Origin of the sequence: Collinsella sp. An307 (assembly GCF_002161805.1) — a bacterium.
GTDB lineage: Bacteria > Actinomycetota > Coriobacteriia > Coriobacteriales > Coriobacteriaceae > Coprousia.
This window is the reverse complement of the sequence record NZ_NFIP01000003.1, coordinates 174,219-189,702: the sequence shown is the minus strand read 5'-3', so window position 1 is coordinate 189,702 and position 15,484 is coordinate 174,219. Positions and strand designations below refer to the sequence as shown.

Annotated in this window: 15 protein-coding genes; 5 read left to right on the top strand and 10 right to left on the bottom strand. The window is 65.0% G+C overall.

What is annotated here, in order from left to right; genetic code table 11:
* Nucleotides 1–178 precede the first annotated feature (178 nt).
* Complete coding sequence (locus B5F89_RS03985; RefSeq protein ID WP_158098415.1) at nt 179–1,576, top strand: MATE family efflux transporter; 1,398 nt, start codon at nt 179–181, stop codon at nt 1,574–1,576.
* A gap of 64 nt (nt 1,577–1,640) precedes the next feature.
* On the top strand, nt 1,641–2,336 hold the full coding sequence (locus B5F89_RS03980; RefSeq protein WP_087430502.1) for a hypothetical protein: 696 nt from the start codon (nt 1,641–1,643) through the stop codon (nt 2,334–2,336).
* Nucleotides 2,337–2,509: 173 nt separating this feature from the next.
* Here B5F89_RS03980 and B5F89_RS03975 read toward each other — a convergent pair whose 3' ends face one another.
* From B5F89_RS03975 to B5F89_RS03965, 3 genes are all read right to left on the bottom strand, one after another.
* A complete protein-coding gene (locus B5F89_RS03975; RefSeq protein ID WP_087430501.1) occupies nt 2,510–3,115 on the bottom strand; it encodes a histidine phosphatase family protein in 606 nt (201 codons plus the stop codon).
* Nucleotides 3,116–3,292: 177 nt separating this feature from the next.
* Nucleotides 3,293–3,913 carry a class I SAM-dependent methyltransferase gene (locus B5F89_RS03970; RefSeq protein WP_087430500.1) on the bottom strand — a complete coding sequence of 207 codons (621 nt, stop codon included), beginning with the start codon at nt 3,911–3,913 and terminating at the stop codon, nt 3,293–3,295.
* Nucleotides 3,910–4,710, bottom strand: coding sequence for a metallophosphoesterase family protein (locus B5F89_RS03965; RefSeq protein ID WP_158098414.1), 801 nt, complete (start codon nt 4,708–4,710; stop codon nt 3,910–3,912). Before B5F89_RS03965 ends, B5F89_RS03970 begins: the two co-directional genes overlap by 4 nt.
* A 268-nt stretch (nt 4,711–4,978) precedes the next feature.
* On the opposite strand from B5F89_RS03965, the gene B5F89_RS03960 reads away from it, so the two are divergent.
* Both B5F89_RS03960 and B5F89_RS03955 read left to right on the top strand, forming a co-directional pair.
* Nucleotides 4,979–5,710, top strand: coding sequence for a rubredoxin-like domain-containing protein (locus B5F89_RS03960; protein ID WP_087430498.1), 732 nt, complete (start codon nt 4,979–4,981; stop codon nt 5,708–5,710).
* Nucleotides 5,707–6,384: a 4Fe-4S binding protein gene (locus B5F89_RS03955; protein WP_087430497.1), complete on the top strand. Its 678-nt coding sequence runs from the start codon at nt 5,707–5,709 to the stop codon at nt 6,382–6,384. Before B5F89_RS03960 ends, B5F89_RS03955 begins: the two co-directional genes overlap by 4 nt.
* A gap of 168 nt (nt 6,385–6,552) precedes the next feature.
* Here B5F89_RS03955 and murI read toward each other — a convergent pair whose 3' ends face one another.
* On the bottom strand, nt 6,553–7,566 hold the full coding sequence (gene murI / locus B5F89_RS03950; RefSeq protein WP_239286666.1) for a glutamate racemase: 1,014 nt from the start codon (nt 7,564–7,566) through the stop codon (nt 6,553–6,555).
* Between the two features lie 11 nt (nt 7,567–7,577).
* Nucleotides 7,578–8,489, bottom strand: coding sequence for an HAD hydrolase family protein (locus tag B5F89_RS03945; protein ID WP_087430496.1), 912 nt, complete (start codon nt 8,487–8,489; stop codon nt 7,578–7,580).
* A 159-nt stretch (nt 8,490–8,648) separates the two neighbouring features.
* Here B5F89_RS03945 and B5F89_RS03940 point away from each other — a divergent pair, with 159 nt between their 5' ends.
* Complete coding sequence (locus B5F89_RS03940; RefSeq protein WP_239286665.1) at nt 8,649–9,122, top strand: universal stress protein; 474 nt, start codon at nt 8,649–8,651, stop codon at nt 9,120–9,122.
* A gap of 166 nt (nt 9,123–9,288) precedes the next feature.
* On the opposite strand, the gene B5F89_RS03935 is transcribed toward B5F89_RS03940, so the two are convergent.
* The 5 genes from B5F89_RS03935 to B5F89_RS03915 form a co-directional block, all read right to left on the bottom strand.
* On the bottom strand, nt 9,289–9,642 hold the full coding sequence (locus B5F89_RS03935) for a nitrous oxide-stimulated promoter family protein (protein ID WP_087430494.1): 354 nt from the start codon (nt 9,640–9,642) through the stop codon (nt 9,289–9,291).
* 116 nt (nt 9,643–9,758) lie between these two features.
* On the bottom strand, nt 9,759–10,172 hold the full coding sequence (locus tag B5F89_RS03930; RefSeq protein ID WP_087430493.1) for a YbaN family protein: 414 nt from the start codon (nt 10,170–10,172) through the stop codon (nt 9,759–9,761).
* 23 nt (nt 10,173–10,195) lie between these two features.
* Nucleotides 10,196–11,845, bottom strand: coding sequence for an ABC transporter ATP-binding protein (locus tag B5F89_RS03925; protein ID WP_239286664.1), 1,650 nt, complete (start codon nt 11,843–11,845; stop codon nt 10,196–10,198).
* Complete coding sequence (locus B5F89_RS03920; RefSeq protein ID WP_087430492.1) at nt 11,842–13,581, bottom strand: ABC transporter ATP-binding protein/permease; 1,740 nt, start codon at nt 13,579–13,581, stop codon at nt 11,842–11,844. The genes B5F89_RS03925 and B5F89_RS03920 overlap by 4 nt, the downstream gene beginning before the upstream one ends.
* A 181-nt stretch (nt 13,582–13,762) precedes the next feature.
* Nucleotides 13,763–15,376: a peptide chain release factor 3 gene (locus tag B5F89_RS03915; protein WP_087430491.1), complete on the bottom strand. Its 1,614-nt coding sequence runs from the start codon at nt 15,374–15,376 to the stop codon at nt 13,763–13,765.
* Nucleotides 15,377–15,484 lie beyond the last annotated feature (108 nt).

Here is a 15,484-nt window from a genome sequence, read left to right as displayed (position 1 = left end):
CCGAAGCGGTGTTTGCGGTATAACAGTCGGGGCGACACGGATGCGCGGGGCAGGTGCAACGCAGACACCGAGCCGTCCATCCCAGTTCACATATCACCCACTCGAGGCGTCAAGAGGGCTCGGAGGGCACCCTCCCCGCCGGCAAACACCTCGAGCATCGCTAGATAGGATCTCGCCCATGAAGACCGCCAAGAAAGCATCCGCGCGCATGCAAGACATGACCGTCGGCGATCCCTTAAAGCTGCTCATCGCCTTTGCCATGCCCATGCTCATCGGCAACCTCTTCCAGCAGGTGTACACCATGATCGACACCATGGAGATGGGTTACTTCGTCGGCGACGACGCCATCTCTGCCGTGGGCGCGGTGTCTGCCCTCTATAACCTGCTCATGAGCCTTGTCATCAGCATGAACAACGGCTTTGCCATCCCCGTCACCCAGGCGTTTGGCTCGCATAACGAGAAGCGTCTGCGCCGCTCCATCGCCGGCATGCTCATCCTAAACGGAGCACTCGTGGTGATCGCCACAACGCTCTCGGTCATCTTCCTCACGCCGATGCTCCACTTCATGAACATCCCCGAGGGCATCTTTGAGCAGTCCTTTGCCTACATGCTCATCTTGAGCTTGGGGCTCTTCACCACGGTGGGCTACAACATGTTCTCGAGCATTCTGCGCGCGGTGGGCAACAGCCGCACGCCGCTCTACGTGCTTGTGGTGTCGAGCCTCGTGAACATCGCCCTCGACCTCTTCTTTATCATCGTACTCGGCCTTGGCGTGGTGGGAACGGCGCTTGGCACCGTCCTTGCCCAGGCGCTCTCGGCGGTGCTCTGCGGCGGTACGCTGCTGCGCAAGTACCAGGCGATCCTGCCCGAACGCGGCGACTGGCGCGCCTCGCAGAAGCTCTGGCCGGAGCTTCTGAGCTCGGGCTTTGCCATGGCGCTCATGCTCTGCGTGGTCAACGTGGGCACGCTCATCTTCCAGCGCGCCAACAACGCGCTCGGCGAGACGCTCATCGCCGCCTACGCCGCCGCCCGCAAGATCATCGAGGCGTTCATGACGCCCTCGGGCACGCTTGCGGCCGCCGCCTCGACCTTTGTCTCGCAAAACTGGGGCGCGCGTCGCTACGACCGTATCCGCCAAGGGCTGCGCATCGCCCTTGTGCTCGAGATTATCTGGGGCCTCATAGCCTGCGCGCTCGGCTTTGCCGTGGGCGAGTTTATGGTCCGCCTCATCACCGGCACGCAAAGCGCGGGCATCATCGAGGGCGGCACGCTCGCCATCCACTTCAGCCTGCCATTCTTTGCCGTGCTGGGCGTTCTTTTGTGCCTGCGCACCGCCATGCAGTCCATGGGCTACAAGGCGGCACCCGTGATATCCAGCTGCGTGGAGCTCGCCATGAAGTTCCTCGCCGCAAGCTTCCTCATCCCCGTCTGGGGCTACATTGGTACCTGCGCCACCGAGCCGGTGACCTGGGTCCTTATGACGGCCTATCTGGGTGGCGCCTACTTCATCAGGAGGAAGAAGATGTATCCGGAAGAGGACGAGCCAAAAATCGAAGCCGATTCCTCAAACGCATAGCCCGTGCCAAAGCGAGGTGGCAGTATACTCAAGCTACAGCAGTATACCGAGCAAAGGGGCTGCCATGAGACGCTTTGCCTGCATCGCCTTCATCCTCCTCGCACTCAATCCGTTACTGCTTTGCGGATGCTCGTTTATCCATAACAGTGAGCCCGTCTCCTATGACTACGAAGAAAACGACGGGCATCTTCACGTTTACCTCCATGCTCTTCGCGATGACACCTACATCTGCGAGAAATGCGGAAAAGAATACGACGGCGATCCTGACAACCTAGTGGAGAGTAACGAGGTTGACACCTCTTCACCAAACACCGAGTGGAATAGATCTGAAAGCAATTCCAGCCCTCATTCAGGGGGCGGAGCTCACCGCGCTTTGCCAACGTATGACGACCCGCGCTGGCCGACCACATCCCCGGACCTTCTCTCCATTCCCGAAAGCGATCGGTGGTACAACGCGTGGGCAAAAGCCGGTACCTGGTGCACAGTCGCCGGCCCCGTCGTAGGTGTAACCCACTCAAGCGATTCCGCTGGCAAGCCCGTCTTCGTTAATATCGGAAGCGCATACCCCGCAACAGACAGCGTCCAGCTCGTCATCTGGACCGAGGGGGACTGGAGCGCATTCTCGCCCATGCTTACCGACGTTGATCAGATTCCTAACTGCTGGCTCTCGGTGACAGGGTATTTGCAGGTATACAACGGTTATCTGCAATTCAACTCCGCAGATGGATGCGAGTTCACTTGGTGGACAAACGTCAGTTAGCCCAATATCACCTGAGTAGCAAGAAGGCGCCTGCTGGAACAGGCGCCTTAACCACACCGCGCCGCCCGTAGCTACCTTTAGATCACGGGCCCGCTGGCATCTTCAGTATACCTCGTAGTCCGCATCGCCAGTCAACCGCTGCCTATAGATTTCAATGGCAGCCGAGGCACAGACTAGCAGACACCCTGCCCCTCGGCCGGATCGATGAGCTCGACGGGCGTGAGATGCTCGCCGTCCCAATCGCACACCAGAATCGCCGCATTAGGGATGGGCTGCGGGTTGTCGAGGCGCGCGAGGTGCTCCTTGCCAGCCGCGAGCAGCGTGAACCAGAGCACGCCGCCGTGGACCGCGGCAAGCACGCGCTCGTGCCCCTCACGAGCCATAAGCTCGGCCATGCACGCCGCCATGCGCGCGGCGGCCTCCTCCTCGGACTCGCCGCCAAACTGCGCATAAAAACCGAGCGTGCCGCGCGGCGGGTTGGTATCCTCGGTGAGCCCCTCGAAGACACCGAAGTTCTGCTCCTTCAAACCCTTTACGCGCTCGTACGGCGTGCCCGCCAAGCCGAGCTCATCGAGCACAATCTCGAGCGTGTCGCAGGCGCGCTCGGCGGGAGAGGAGTAGAAGTGGTCGAAGGTGATGCTGCGCTCGCGCAGCACTTTGCCAGCGAGGTGGGCCTGCTTGATACCCACCTCGGTGAGGGGCGAGTCGCACCAACCCTGCTTGCGGCGGAGTGCGTTGAAAAGGGTCTGACCGTGGCGGACGAGGTAGAGCTGGGACATGAGAGCTCCTTGTAGAAGAATCGAGCGGAACGACGATAGGGACGCTGTTGCAAACGGCGAGAACGTCGGCCTGCGCCGCTGACGGCAGCAAGCAGACGCCACGGGCGGCAATGGGCGGGCGGTATGCCACCACCCGCAGCTCGGCTGTCGTCCGCTTCGAGCTGCATGATACCCGTATCAGGGTGTGAAGCGCCAGCGGGACCAGTGCTGCGGGCAGCCGAAGACCTCGACCGCCGCTCCTTCTGCCGTGCAATAGCTCTGGATACTCCCCTCGAGTATGAGCGAGAAGCCAGCACGGCCGAGGTAGGAATAGGTCTCGCCGTTGTCGGACATATGGACGAGCGTGACGGGGCGCCGGGCCTCGCGCGCAAGCTTGTCGAGAAAACGGGTGAGCACCGCTGTGTCGAAGGGATTGAAGAGGTAGATGTGGGTGTAGGGCGTAAGGTCCAAATCGAGCACGCTTGCCTGCCGGACCGCGAGGTTGGGGCGTGGTTCCGTCCACGCCTGCGCGATGCGGGCGAGCTCAGGATCGAGCTCGACGCCGGTCGCGAGCGCCGCCGGGAAGCGCTGTGCCGCGTAGGCGAGCACGCGGCCGCACCCGCAACCCACGTCGAGCAGGTGGTCACCCTCGCCCAGATGGAGAGGAGCCAGCAGCTCGTCCAGCACAAAATACGGCGTAGGCGTGGGGTCGTGAGCGCCTTCCTCGGCAAAGCGCGTCGCGTGCGGGGCGGCAAGGGGCCTGCCTGCGAGCGCGATGTCGCGGGCCATGTCTGCCTGAAAGAGCTCATCCCGCGTCATGCGCGCCCGCTCTCCGCCAACAACTCGTTCACCGAGACGATATCCCGGTAGAGCGCGCGGTGGCGCGTGTCCGGCATAACGTCGGTGTGGTAGTGGCCAAAGAGCCACATGCGGAAGGAGAGGCGGTCCTCGATGTCGTCGAACCACGTTGTAAGGGCGTCGGTCGTAATGCCTTCGGCGAGGGAGTCGGCGGGCAGCACCGCGGGCAGCCACCGCGTAGCGCAACAATGCGAGATGGCGAGGTCCACCTGCCAATCGGCAGCCGCGAGGTTGCGCTCGGCTTCTGCGTACTCGTCCCACGAGGGGAGCTCCTCGGGAAACCAGCTCAAGCCGGGCGTGCGCCACTCCTTGTCGTGACTATCGGCGCCACCCATGGTGAAGATGCGCCGCGTGGAAGGCGCGGGGTTGGCGGGCGAAGCCGGCGGCTCGTCGCCCTCGTTGACGGCGCCGCGGGAAACGTTGGGCAGATCGAAAACCTGCCCGCGCATGAGGCGGATGATGTTGGGATACTCAGGGTAGACCTGGACCTTGCCGCCCCAGCGCTCAGTCACGGGAAGATCCTCGAGATAGGGGTAACATTCGTGGTTGCCGTCGACGTAGAGCGTGGTCCAGGGGCGATTGTTCAACCAGTCCAGCCAGTAGAGCTCGTCGTTGGAACCGCTCCACGGCATCCCAAAGTCACCCGCGACGATAACAAAGTCCTCACGCGTGAGGAGGCGCCCCTCCGGCCAGCGGCGGTACGAGAGCTTGGCGATGTCGATACCGCCGTGAATGTCTCCGGTAATCCAGATGGCCATACGCTCCTCCCCTTCTCCGGTCTCTGTGCGCCGCGCGTTCCGTACACCTCGGCCTGCGACGCCCGGGACGCGCGCCGTTTGCGGTGCGCACCATTCTACCTGCATACGGTACCTGTGCTCGGCAGGCGCAGAAAAAACCGTTGGGAACGCCGGGGCAACCGTTGCCGGGTTCGCACTTGACAGGTCGTTACTCTGCCCGGTGCAATCAAGGTATAGTTTTGCGCTCGGCGCGCATAATCCGCCGGGCGCCACGGCGGAGGGAGGCCGCATGCGCTACGTTTGCTCCATCTGCGGATACGTCTACGACGAGGAGGTGGAGGAAACGCCTTTCGCGGAGCTTCCCGAAACGTGGACCTGCCCCCTCTGCGGCGCTGCCAAGAGCGCCTTCGAGCCCGAGCGTGCGGCAGCCTCCACGGACGCCGGCGCGACGGCCGCAGGCGCATCGTCGGCCGTGACCTCGCCTGCTGACGCGTCGTCTGGTCCTGCGATGGCCGCCGCCGCGTCTGCGGACACGCCCCTCGACCACGATCTCACTGAGCTTCCCGCCGGTGTGCTCGCTGCTATCTGCTCTAACCTCGCTCGCGGCTGCGAGAAGCAGTACCTCGCCGAGGAGTCCGCGCTCTTTGGCGAGCTCGCGACGTACTTTACCGCGCGCGCGGCGGCCGAGCCGGGCACCGATGACGCCCGAGCCATCAGCGAACTTGCCGACCACTTCCAGCGCGACCTCGACACCGGCTATCCGGCGCTCCGCTCCGCTGCCGAGGGCGCGACCGACCGCGGGACGCTCCGTATCTGCACGTGGGGCGAGAAGGTGACGCGGACCCTCGCCTCGCTTGCCGAGCGGTACCGGCGCGAGGGACCCGCGATGCTCGATGGCGCTCGCATCTGGGTCTGCTCGGTATGCGGCTTTACGTTTGTGGGCGAGCGCCCGCCCGCGCTCTGCCCCGTCTGCAAGGTGCCCGATTGGAAGTTTGACGAGATCCGCGGGAGGGCCGCATGATGGCAACCGAGAAGACCCACATTGCCGTAAGAAACCTGCGCCTTTGCACCAAGGACTGCCTCTGCCTCTACGTGTGCCCCACCGGCGCAAGCGATACCGAGAACAGCATCATCGACCCCGAGAAGTGCATCGGCTGCGGCGAGTGCGCGGCCGCCTGCCCAAGCGGCGCGATCTCGCTGGTGCCCCTCTCCTACCCGCCTCAGCAGATGAAGAGCGAGACGGTGCTTGCGCCCGCGCTCGCCATGGCACGCGAAAAGGCGCGCACCGAAGAACTCGCCCGCGCGCTTGCCGCCTCCGCCGAAGATGAGGGGGCAGGCAGGCTCGGCGCCGCCTTCGCCCGGGCCACGCGTCTTGTTGCCGAGGACCTTCTACGCGAGAGCGGCTACATGCTGCCGCAGAGCAAAAACGCCCACGACCTGTTGCGCGCGCTCGTGGCGGCGCCTCCCTCGGACGACTTTCCCGTAGCTGCCGCCGCCGAGCGCCTGCTCAAGCTCATCCCCGAGAACGATGCAGCAGCGGTCGCGGACGCGGCCACAGACCCGGCCGGTGCCGCTGCACCTGCGACGCGCACCTACCGCTGCCTCATGTGCGGCGCCGTCTTTGACGTGCCCGAGGGCGAGCCGCCCGCATGCCCGGTCTGCGGCGCGGGCGAGGACTACCTCGAGCTCGTTTGACGCACAAAACAAAACGAAGTAAGTGGGCCTATTCGGCTCAGCGGTCTAGCAGCTTAGCGTGAGTGGTAAACGCCCTGATAAGACTCATCGATACAGGCTGACTATGTAGCCAGCGAAATTAAGTCCACGTACTTCGAAGGTTTTCCGAATACGTCGGGCGGCGCAGCGCTACAGCAAAGAGGCCGCCGAGCGCTCGAGCACCACGGGTGCCACGTGCTCGACCTCGCCAAGCGGTTGGCCAAAAATAAACCCGCCCGCCGTAGCGAACGACGCCGTGTCCGCCGAGGTTGTGGCAAAGCGATGCCGCACCGGCACCTCCGAAGCGGCGAGCTCCTCGCGGCGCATGAGCATCTCGGCGAGTTCGCGCGTGATCTCCTCTGCGGAGGACACCACCCGCACCCCCTCGCCAAGCGCAGCGCGGATGGGACCTACGAGCAGCGGGAAATGCGTGCAACCGAGTACCACGGTATCGACCCCGCGGTCGCGCAGGGGCGCGACGCGCTCTGCCACGATCGCGCGGATCGCAGGGGTGTCGAACACGTCCACGCCGCCAAGCCAGCGGGTGCCGTCGCGCACACCGTCGGCAAGCTCGTGCTCCACCAGCTCAACAAACTCAGGCGCCGCGCAACCGAACACGTCCACGCCCGCGTCAAAATCCTGAATGGCGCGCGCGTAGGCGCCCGAGCGGATGGTGAGCTCGGTGGCGAGCACGCCCACCTTGCGCGAGCGCGTACTGTGAATGGCAGCGCGCGCACCGGGCACAATCACGCCGATGACGGGCACGTCAAAGGTCTGCTGGGCAAGCTGCAGCGCCGCCGCCGTGGCGGTGTTGCAGGCGATGATGATCATCTTGACGTTCTGGCGCGTGAGCCAGCTGCCCACCTGCAAGACAAACGAGCGCACCTCGGCCTCGGAGCGCACACCGTAGGGGCAGCGCTCGGTATCGCCGATGTAGCAGATGGACTCGTGCGGCAGCGCCTGCGAGATGGCACGCGCCACGGTAAGGCCGCCGAGGCCTGAGTCAAAGATGCCGATGGGCCGCTCGTCGCCCTCATAGGCCGGAATGGCCGCCGCGATCGCCTCGGCCGCGTGACCCGCGATCGCCGACGCGACGCAGCCCTCGGCCACCTCAGCCATACCGTTTGCAGTCGCCTTAACCGTGCAGTCGCTCACCTCGCCCATAGCCGCCTCCCTTATGCGTTGCGGACGGCTTCGAGCACCATGCGCATAGCGCCCGACCAAGCGTCGATGGTGCGGCCGCGCGCGATGCAGGCGTTGTCGTGCCCGGCGAGGAACAGCTCCGCGCCCGGGTCCTTGAGGCCGTTTTCCACCAGGATGAACTGCGCGGTCGCGTCCGCCATGAGGAAGTCGGACTCGGCGTCGCCGATGGAGAGGGTCTCCGCCGGATCGATGTCGCGGCGCTCGCAGAAGCGGCGGATGGCACGGCCCTTCTCGAGCCCGCGCGGCTGGATGTTGAAGGCGCGCCCGCGCACGCCCTCGGGAAGCTTAAGGGTGGTGGGGGCGGAGATGTAGTTCAGAAAACCGTTGCACGCCCAGTCGAGGGGAAGGCCGGACTCGTCGAGGATGGCCTGCGCTACCTCGTCATCAACCTCGCCGCGGAAGCCAACCGTGACCTCGCGGTACTTGTAGCCGGTCGACATGTCGTTGTGGTACTCGAGCATGCCCGGCCAACGGCCCACAAACTCGTCGCACACGCCCGCCGCCTCGATAACCTCGTGCGGGGTGCGGCCGTCGGTGGGGTCATAGGGCATATCGGCCGTGAAGTACTCCCACTCGTTGTGCTCACGATCGAGCATGATGAGGCCGCCCATCTCGCCGATGTAGCTGTTGAGGCCGAGCACGCGCGTATCCTCGTGAAGCATGGAGCGGTTGCGCCCCGAGCACGGGATGACCTCGATACCGGCGCGCGCTAGATCGACGAGAGCCGTGACGAACTCGAGCGAGGGCTCGCCCGCCGCGTTCTTGAGCACGCAGGACCCCGGGCCCATCATGGTGCCGTCGAGGTCGGTGAAGACGTAGCGCACGCGCCCGTAGCGCTCCTGCAGCTCGTGGGGGGTGAGATCGGACAGAAACACGTGTGGCATGGTTCCTCCGCAGCCGGCGTTTGCATAACCGTCCCTATCATACCGGTCGCGGCGCCCGACGGCACGTTCGGCGGCGCGGCGCCATCGCAAAACCGTCTTGTGCGCACGCGGGGTATAACGGAAGCGAGTATCGTCCGCGGCGACGATGGGAGGGTGACGATGCTATTCAAGAAAGTGCTGGTCCCCTATGACGAGTCCGATCACGCCAAAAGCGCCCTGCATGTGGCCTTTGGCATGGTGGGCGACGACCCCGAGGCGGAGGTGCATGTGGTGACGGCCGTCTCGGTGGGGGCGCTGCCCGACCCGCTCTTTGGCTCCAGCTCCTCCGAGGACCCGTTCTCCGTTGCGTCGCAGGTAGACTACGACAACCTGCTGGGCGCGCTTCTGCAGCGCACGCGCGATGACATGACGGGCGTGATTGACGACGCGCTCGACGGCGCCAAGTGCAAGGTTGTGACGAACGCGATCGTTGCCTCCTCGGCGGTTGAGGGCATTGCCGACTACGTGGAGAATCACGACATCGACCTTGTTGTTATGGGCAGGCGCGGCTTGGGCCGCCTCTCCGGCATGATCGGCAGCGTGAGCTTTGGCGTCCTCCGCTCGGTGAACGTACCTGTGATGACCGTCAAGTAGCATTTGCTGCGTGCAATTGGCACGGTGCGTGTGCATCCCGCACGCCCTATGTGCATTCTGCACACCCTGTGTGCATCCGTAACGCTTAAAAGGCTCTAAAGCGTGCAGGATGCACACGGGGTGTGCACTTTGCACACGGGGCGTGACGGATGCACCCGAAGCGCCGTTACTTACCTAACAGATGACGCACCGCCGCCACAGGGTGGTGCAACAGCATGCGCGGGCCCGCGTAGCGCATCACCGCGCGGATTTGATCGCGCTGCTGAGGTGGATAGCAGTGTCTGGCGCACTTGTTGCACGAGGTCTTGGTCGCCATATGGGGGCAAAGCTCCGTGCGGCGGGCGGCGAGCGCATCGAGCTCGGCACACGCCGGGCACACGGCCTCGCCGCAGAGCGCGCGCTCGGTCCGCTCGGATGCACCATGATGGCCGCGGCAGTACAACGCAATCATCTGCGAGACAACGCGCTTCTCTCGTGCGCGGCGCCGGGCGACGGCGGGCGTGTCGGGTGTCTTGGGCATACATCTCCCCTATCGGTTCACAAGGTAAACGCGGTCGCGAGGTGCGGACGGCCGCGAGGCGCCCGCCAAGCGGGCATGCGCGCTACGCCGGCCCGTGGGCTACGCGGACCTGCGCGCTACGCGCCGAGACGCGCCTCCTCCTCCGGCGTGATGGTCCTGATGCGCGTCATGAGCGCGATGCCCATACCGCACACCACAACCACCAGAATCGCCCGCGCCGGCACAAAGTCAACGAGCATGAAGCTCACGGCGCAGGTCGCCGCCGTCACAGCGAACATCGTAACCTTCTTGCGCGCCGTCATGCCTCCCGTCTCGCGGAAGGGCACCACGTAGCTCTTGTATAGACGCGTGGTGCGCAGCCAGGCATCAAACCGCGGACTGCTCTTGGCAAAGAGCGCCGAGGCGAGAAGGACGAGCGGCGTCGTGGGCAAGATGGGCACGACCACACCGATCGCGCCGAGAGCGAGTACAAACCAGGCGCATACAAAGAGGACCTTCTCGATAAGGGTGCGGTGCAGAGCGCGCTTCATGTTGCTTCCTTTCTTTCGGGGCGCTAGCTCAGGCGTCCGTCTGCAAGCGAGACGACGCGGTCGGCAATGGCAAGCGTACTCGGACGATGGCTCACGATGACGACGGTTCTGCCCGCACGGGCATCTTCCAGCGCACGGAGGATCGCCGCCTCGTTCAGGCTGTCGAGATTGGAGGTCGGCTCGTCAAGCAGCATGAGCGGAGCGTCGCGCAGAAACGCTCGCGCAAGCCCGATGCGCTGCTTCTCGCCGGCGGAGAGCACATCCCCCAACTCGCCCGCGCGCGTGGCGTAACCGTCCGGAAGCCCTGCAATCACGTCGTGGATACGGGCGGCGCGGGCAGCCGCCTCGACCTCCTCATCGGTCGCATCCGGCCTGCCGATGCGGATGTTGTTGGCAAGGCTCTCGTTAAAGAGATGCGTGTCCTGCGTGACGAGGCTCTGCGTTCGGCGAAGGCCATGGGTCGATGCCCGGCGCACATCGGCCGCGCCCACCTCGATACGCCCGCGGTCAACATCCCAAAAGCGCATGATGAGCGAGAGCAGCGTGGACTTGCCCGAACCGCTCTTGCCCGCAAGGCCCACGATAGAGCCCTCGGGCACGTCAAGCGAGATATCGTCGAGCACGGGGTCGCCGCCGTAGGAAAACGTCACGCCCTCCACGCGCACCTCGGCACCCGCCGGCTCCTCGCCCGCAGCGACCTCGGCAACGGCGGGCTTCTCGTCGAGGATGCCGAGCACGCGCTCGCCCGCCGCAAACGTCTGCTGAAGGCCGGTGCCGAGGCTCGCAAGCGCAAGCACCGGGCCAAACGAGCTCATGAGCAGTACGGTCCCGAGCAGCATGTGCGCAAGCGTGATGTGGCCGAAGTAGAACAGGTGAAGGCCTACGATAGCGATGGCGAGGTCGAAGACCCAAACCACAACGGACATGGCCGCCTGGTTGGTGCCAGCGCGGTCCTTGAGCTCCGCCTCGCGCTCGGCCAAGGCGGCGGAACGGCGGAAGAACTCCTCGCCCCGTGCGCGCGCCACACCGTACTGCATGGCCTCGCCAAGACCGCGCAGGCTATCGAGAAGATAGGTGTCGAGCGCGCCCAGCTCGTCACGGAAGCGCTTGCCGCTTGTGCCCGATGCAGCGTTGGCGATGACGGGCACCGCCACGCCCACCGCGGCAAATGCCGCTGCAGCAAGCGCAGCAAACAGCGGATGCAGCGCAAACTCCGCCGCCACCACGACCGCGCTCACCCCAAGCGCAATGGCAACGGGCGAGATGGTGTGCGCGTAGAACACCTCGAGGAGCTCGATGTCGCCCGTGATGACCGAGATGAGGTCGCCGCGGCCGCGCCCCGCAAGCTTGGCGGGCGCGAGGCGGCGGAGCGCCGCGAACACCAGATGCCGGATGCGGGCGAGCAGTTTGAAGGCGATGTAATGGTTTGCTGTCTGCTCCAGATAGTGCAGCACACCGCGTGCGACGGCGCAGGCGGCAAGGACCGCAAAGAGCGTTCCGTAGGCGGGCATGAAGTCGAACCCCGCCGCTGAGAGCGCGGCGGCAAGGCCCACCGTGGGCACCGCGATGGCGGCGAGGTGCCCGGCGATACCCGCCAGGATAGCGAAGGCCATAACGGCCCAAAGCGGGCCCACTAGCCCGATGAGGCGCCGCATGATCGTGAGTCTGCTCATGAGAGGCTCCTCTCGAGGTCGTGCTGGGCGCGCCAGAGTTTTGCGTAGGCACCGCCCGCCGCGAGCAGCCGCTCGTGGCTCCCCTGCTCGACAAGGCGCCCGTGGTCGAGGACGCAGATAGTGTCGGCACGCTCGAGATTCGCGAGCCGGTGGCTCACCACCACGACGGTGCGCGTGCCCGCGATGTCGCGGATGAGGCTTGCGATGGCCGCCTCGGAATCGGCATCGATGTTGGAGCTCGCCTCGTCGAAGATGAGAATCTCCGCACGCGTGAGCAGCGCGCGAGCAATCGAGAGGCGCTGGCGCTGCCCGCCGGAGAGGTTCTGCGCACCCTCGGCAATCTGCATATCGAGCCCGCCCGCCTCACGCACAAAGCCGTCGATGCGCGCCTGCGCAAGGACGTCCCATAGGCGCGCATCGCTTGCATGCGCATCGCCCATAAGGAGGTTCTCGCGAAGCGTCCCCGCAAACAGATGTCCGCGCGTGGGCACCACCACCAAGTGGCGCGCGAGGCTTTCCGGCGCGATATCGCGCACCTCGGCGCCGCCCACGGAAACCGAGCCCGAGTACCCCTCGAGCCGGCCCGCCACGAGCGCGGCGAGCGTCGACTTGCCCGAGCCCGAGGCGCCGGTGATGCCCACGAGCGACCCGGGCTCCACGGCAAGCGTCACGTCGTGCAGTACCTCGCGCTCGGGCACGTAGGAAAACGAAAGGCCCTCAATCGCAATACGGCCGATAGCGGCGCGCGCCTGCGCGGCGTCGAGGTCGCGCTCGCCCACGCGGGGCTCCGGGGCGTCGAGAATCTTGAAGATGCGGTCCGCCGCAGCCGAGCCGTTCATGGCCGTATGGAAATAACTGCCGAGCGTCCGCATGGGAATGAAGAACTCGCTTGACAGCACGACGATCGCAAACGCCGCGGGAAGGTCGATGCGCCCCGCAGCGAGCTCGTTCACCGCCAGAAAGATGCCGAGCGCCGCCCCACCGTAGGCGACGAGGTCCATGATGATGATCGAGTTCAGCTGCATCGTGAGCACGCGCATGGTCACGCGACGGAAGGTCTCGGCCTCCTCGTCCATCTGGCGCGCTTTGGCCTCATCCGCCTCAAAGACCTTGAGGGTCGTGAGGCCCTGGAGGTTCTCGAGGAAGCTGTCGCCGAGCTCGGCGTACTGCTCCCAATACGATGCGAGCAGGCGCTTGGCGATGGTCTGCACTGCCGCGATAGCGATGGGGATAAGCGGCACGCACGCGATGAGGCCCGCCGCAACGGGGAGGGAGATGGGCGCGATGCAGGCAAAGAGTGTGATAGGCGCCAAGAGCGCATAGAAGAGCTGCGGCAGGTAGAGGCCAAAGTACGTCTCGATCTGCTCGACGCCCTCGCCCGCCACTTGCACGACCTCGGATGTGGGAACCTGCTGCGCATAGGCGGGTCCCAGGCGGAGCATCTTGTGGTAGAGCGCGCGGCGCAGCGTCTCCTTAACACCGCGTGAGGCGAGATACCCCATATTCGCCGCGGCGCGCGTGGCTGCAAAGCGCACGGCAAGGCAGCTCGCGGCGCCCACGACCGACGGCAACGCAAACGCAGCTGTGATACGGCCCTTGAGCAGGGCGCCCACCATCAGCGCCACACCTGCGACCAGGGCGATGTTGGCCACGAGCGCCACCCATTGCAGCGCCACCTGCGCGGCCACATAGCGCATGGACTCGCGCCCCATCTTTACCAGACGGCCGTTGACCATCCTACAGCGTCTCCTCCCGCTGACCCCGGCGCGTACCGGGGATGCTCACAAGTTAGGTGAACGTAACATATGAGTCAGAGGGAACGGCCCACCAAAAGAAGTAAGCCACAGTAAACCTATAAGTTCACTGTGGCTTACCTTATCTGCTCTGGGGGCAGCGCCGTGTTGCGCGAGCGCCAGGCTAGAACGTGACGTTGCCAAACTCAGACAGCGTGAGGTCCGGGTTGTGTTCGTTGGCCCAGTCGACGTTCCACGGGCTCGTGAAGAGGAGGAGCTTGCCGCCGCGCATGTCCTCCACACGCAGCGTGTCGCGCGTGAGGTTGAGCGCGCGAACCGCATCCTCGTCATACTCCCCCTGGATCCAGCGGATATCGGTGTAGCCGAGCGGCTGGCGTCGCACCGCAACGTGGTACTCGCTCTTAAGGCGCTGCTCGAGCACGTCAAACTGAAGCTCGCCCACCACGCCTACGATCACGCTCTCCATACCGGCACCGAGCTCGCGGAAGATCTGGATGGCACCCTCTTGGGCGAGTTCTTCCATACCCTTCACAAACTGCTTGCGCTTGAGCGTGTCGACCTGGCTTACGCGCGCAAAATGCTCCGGAGCAAACGTGGGGATGCCGGCAAACTGCACGCGGCGCTTGCCCGCGCAGAGGGTGTCGCCGATGGAGAAGATGCCCGGGTCAAAAAGGCCCACGATGTCTCCCGCGTACGCCTCGTCCACGATAGCGCGGTCGTCGGCCATCATCGCGGTGCCGGTGGCGAGCTTGATCTTTCGGCCGCCTTGCACGTGATAGGCGTCCATGCCGCGCTCGAATTTGCCCGAGCAGATGCGCACGAACGCGATGCGGTCGCGGTGGTTCTTGTCCATGTTCGCCTGGATCTTAAAGACAAAGCCCGAGAACTCGTCTGCGATGGGATCCACGGCCTCGCCCGTAAGCGCGTCGGTATGCGCCCCGGGCGCGGGCGCCAGGCGCAGAAAATCGGCCAAGAACGGCTCCACGCCAAAGTTGGTGAGGGCAGAGCCAAAGAAGACCGGCGAGAGCTTGCCCGTGCGCACCGCCTCGAGGTCGAACTCGTGGTCCGCGCCGTCGAGCAGCTCGATGTCGTCCATCAGGTTCTTGTGGTTCTCCTCGCCAATGAGCGCGTCGAGCGCCGGATCGCCGAGCTCGGCCTCGACCTCGGCCACCTTCTTGGCGGCGTTCGCACGGCCGTCGCCCTCAAAAGCGAGCACGCGGCGGCTCGCGCGGTCAAATACGCCGCGAAACGTCCTGCCGTTGCCGATGGGCCAGTTCATGGGATACGTTCCGATGCCGAGTACGTCCTCGATCTCTTCCATAAGGTCAAAGGGATCGCGTGTCTCGCGGTCGAGCTTGTTCACAAAGGTGAAGATGGGGATGCCGCGCAGGGCGCAGACCTTGAAGAGCTTCACGGTCTGGGCCTCGACGCCCTTGGCGCCGTCGATGACCATGACCGCGGCGTCGGCCGCCATAAGGGTGCGATAGGTGTCCTCGGAAAAGTCCTGGTGGCCCGGCGTGTCGAGGATGTTCACACAGCAGCCCTTGTAGGTAAACTGCAGCACCGACGAGGTGACGGAGATGCCGCGCTGCTTCTCGATATCCATCCAGTCGGACACCGCGTGCTTGGCGGAGCTCTTACCCTTGACCGAACCAGCGGACTGGATGGTGCCGGTGTAGAGCAGAAGCTTCTCGGTAAGCGTGGTCTTGCCCGCGTCCGGGTGCGAGATGATGGCGAACGTGCGCCGCGAGGAGACGTTCTCCGCGAGAGTAGGCATGCGGTCCCTTTCGTTGGATTGCAAGGCGCGAGACGTGCCCGCGCACAGCCGACGAGGCAACGTCGCCCGTCATCGGCCTGGTGTATTGTAGCTATAATCGCAGCGACA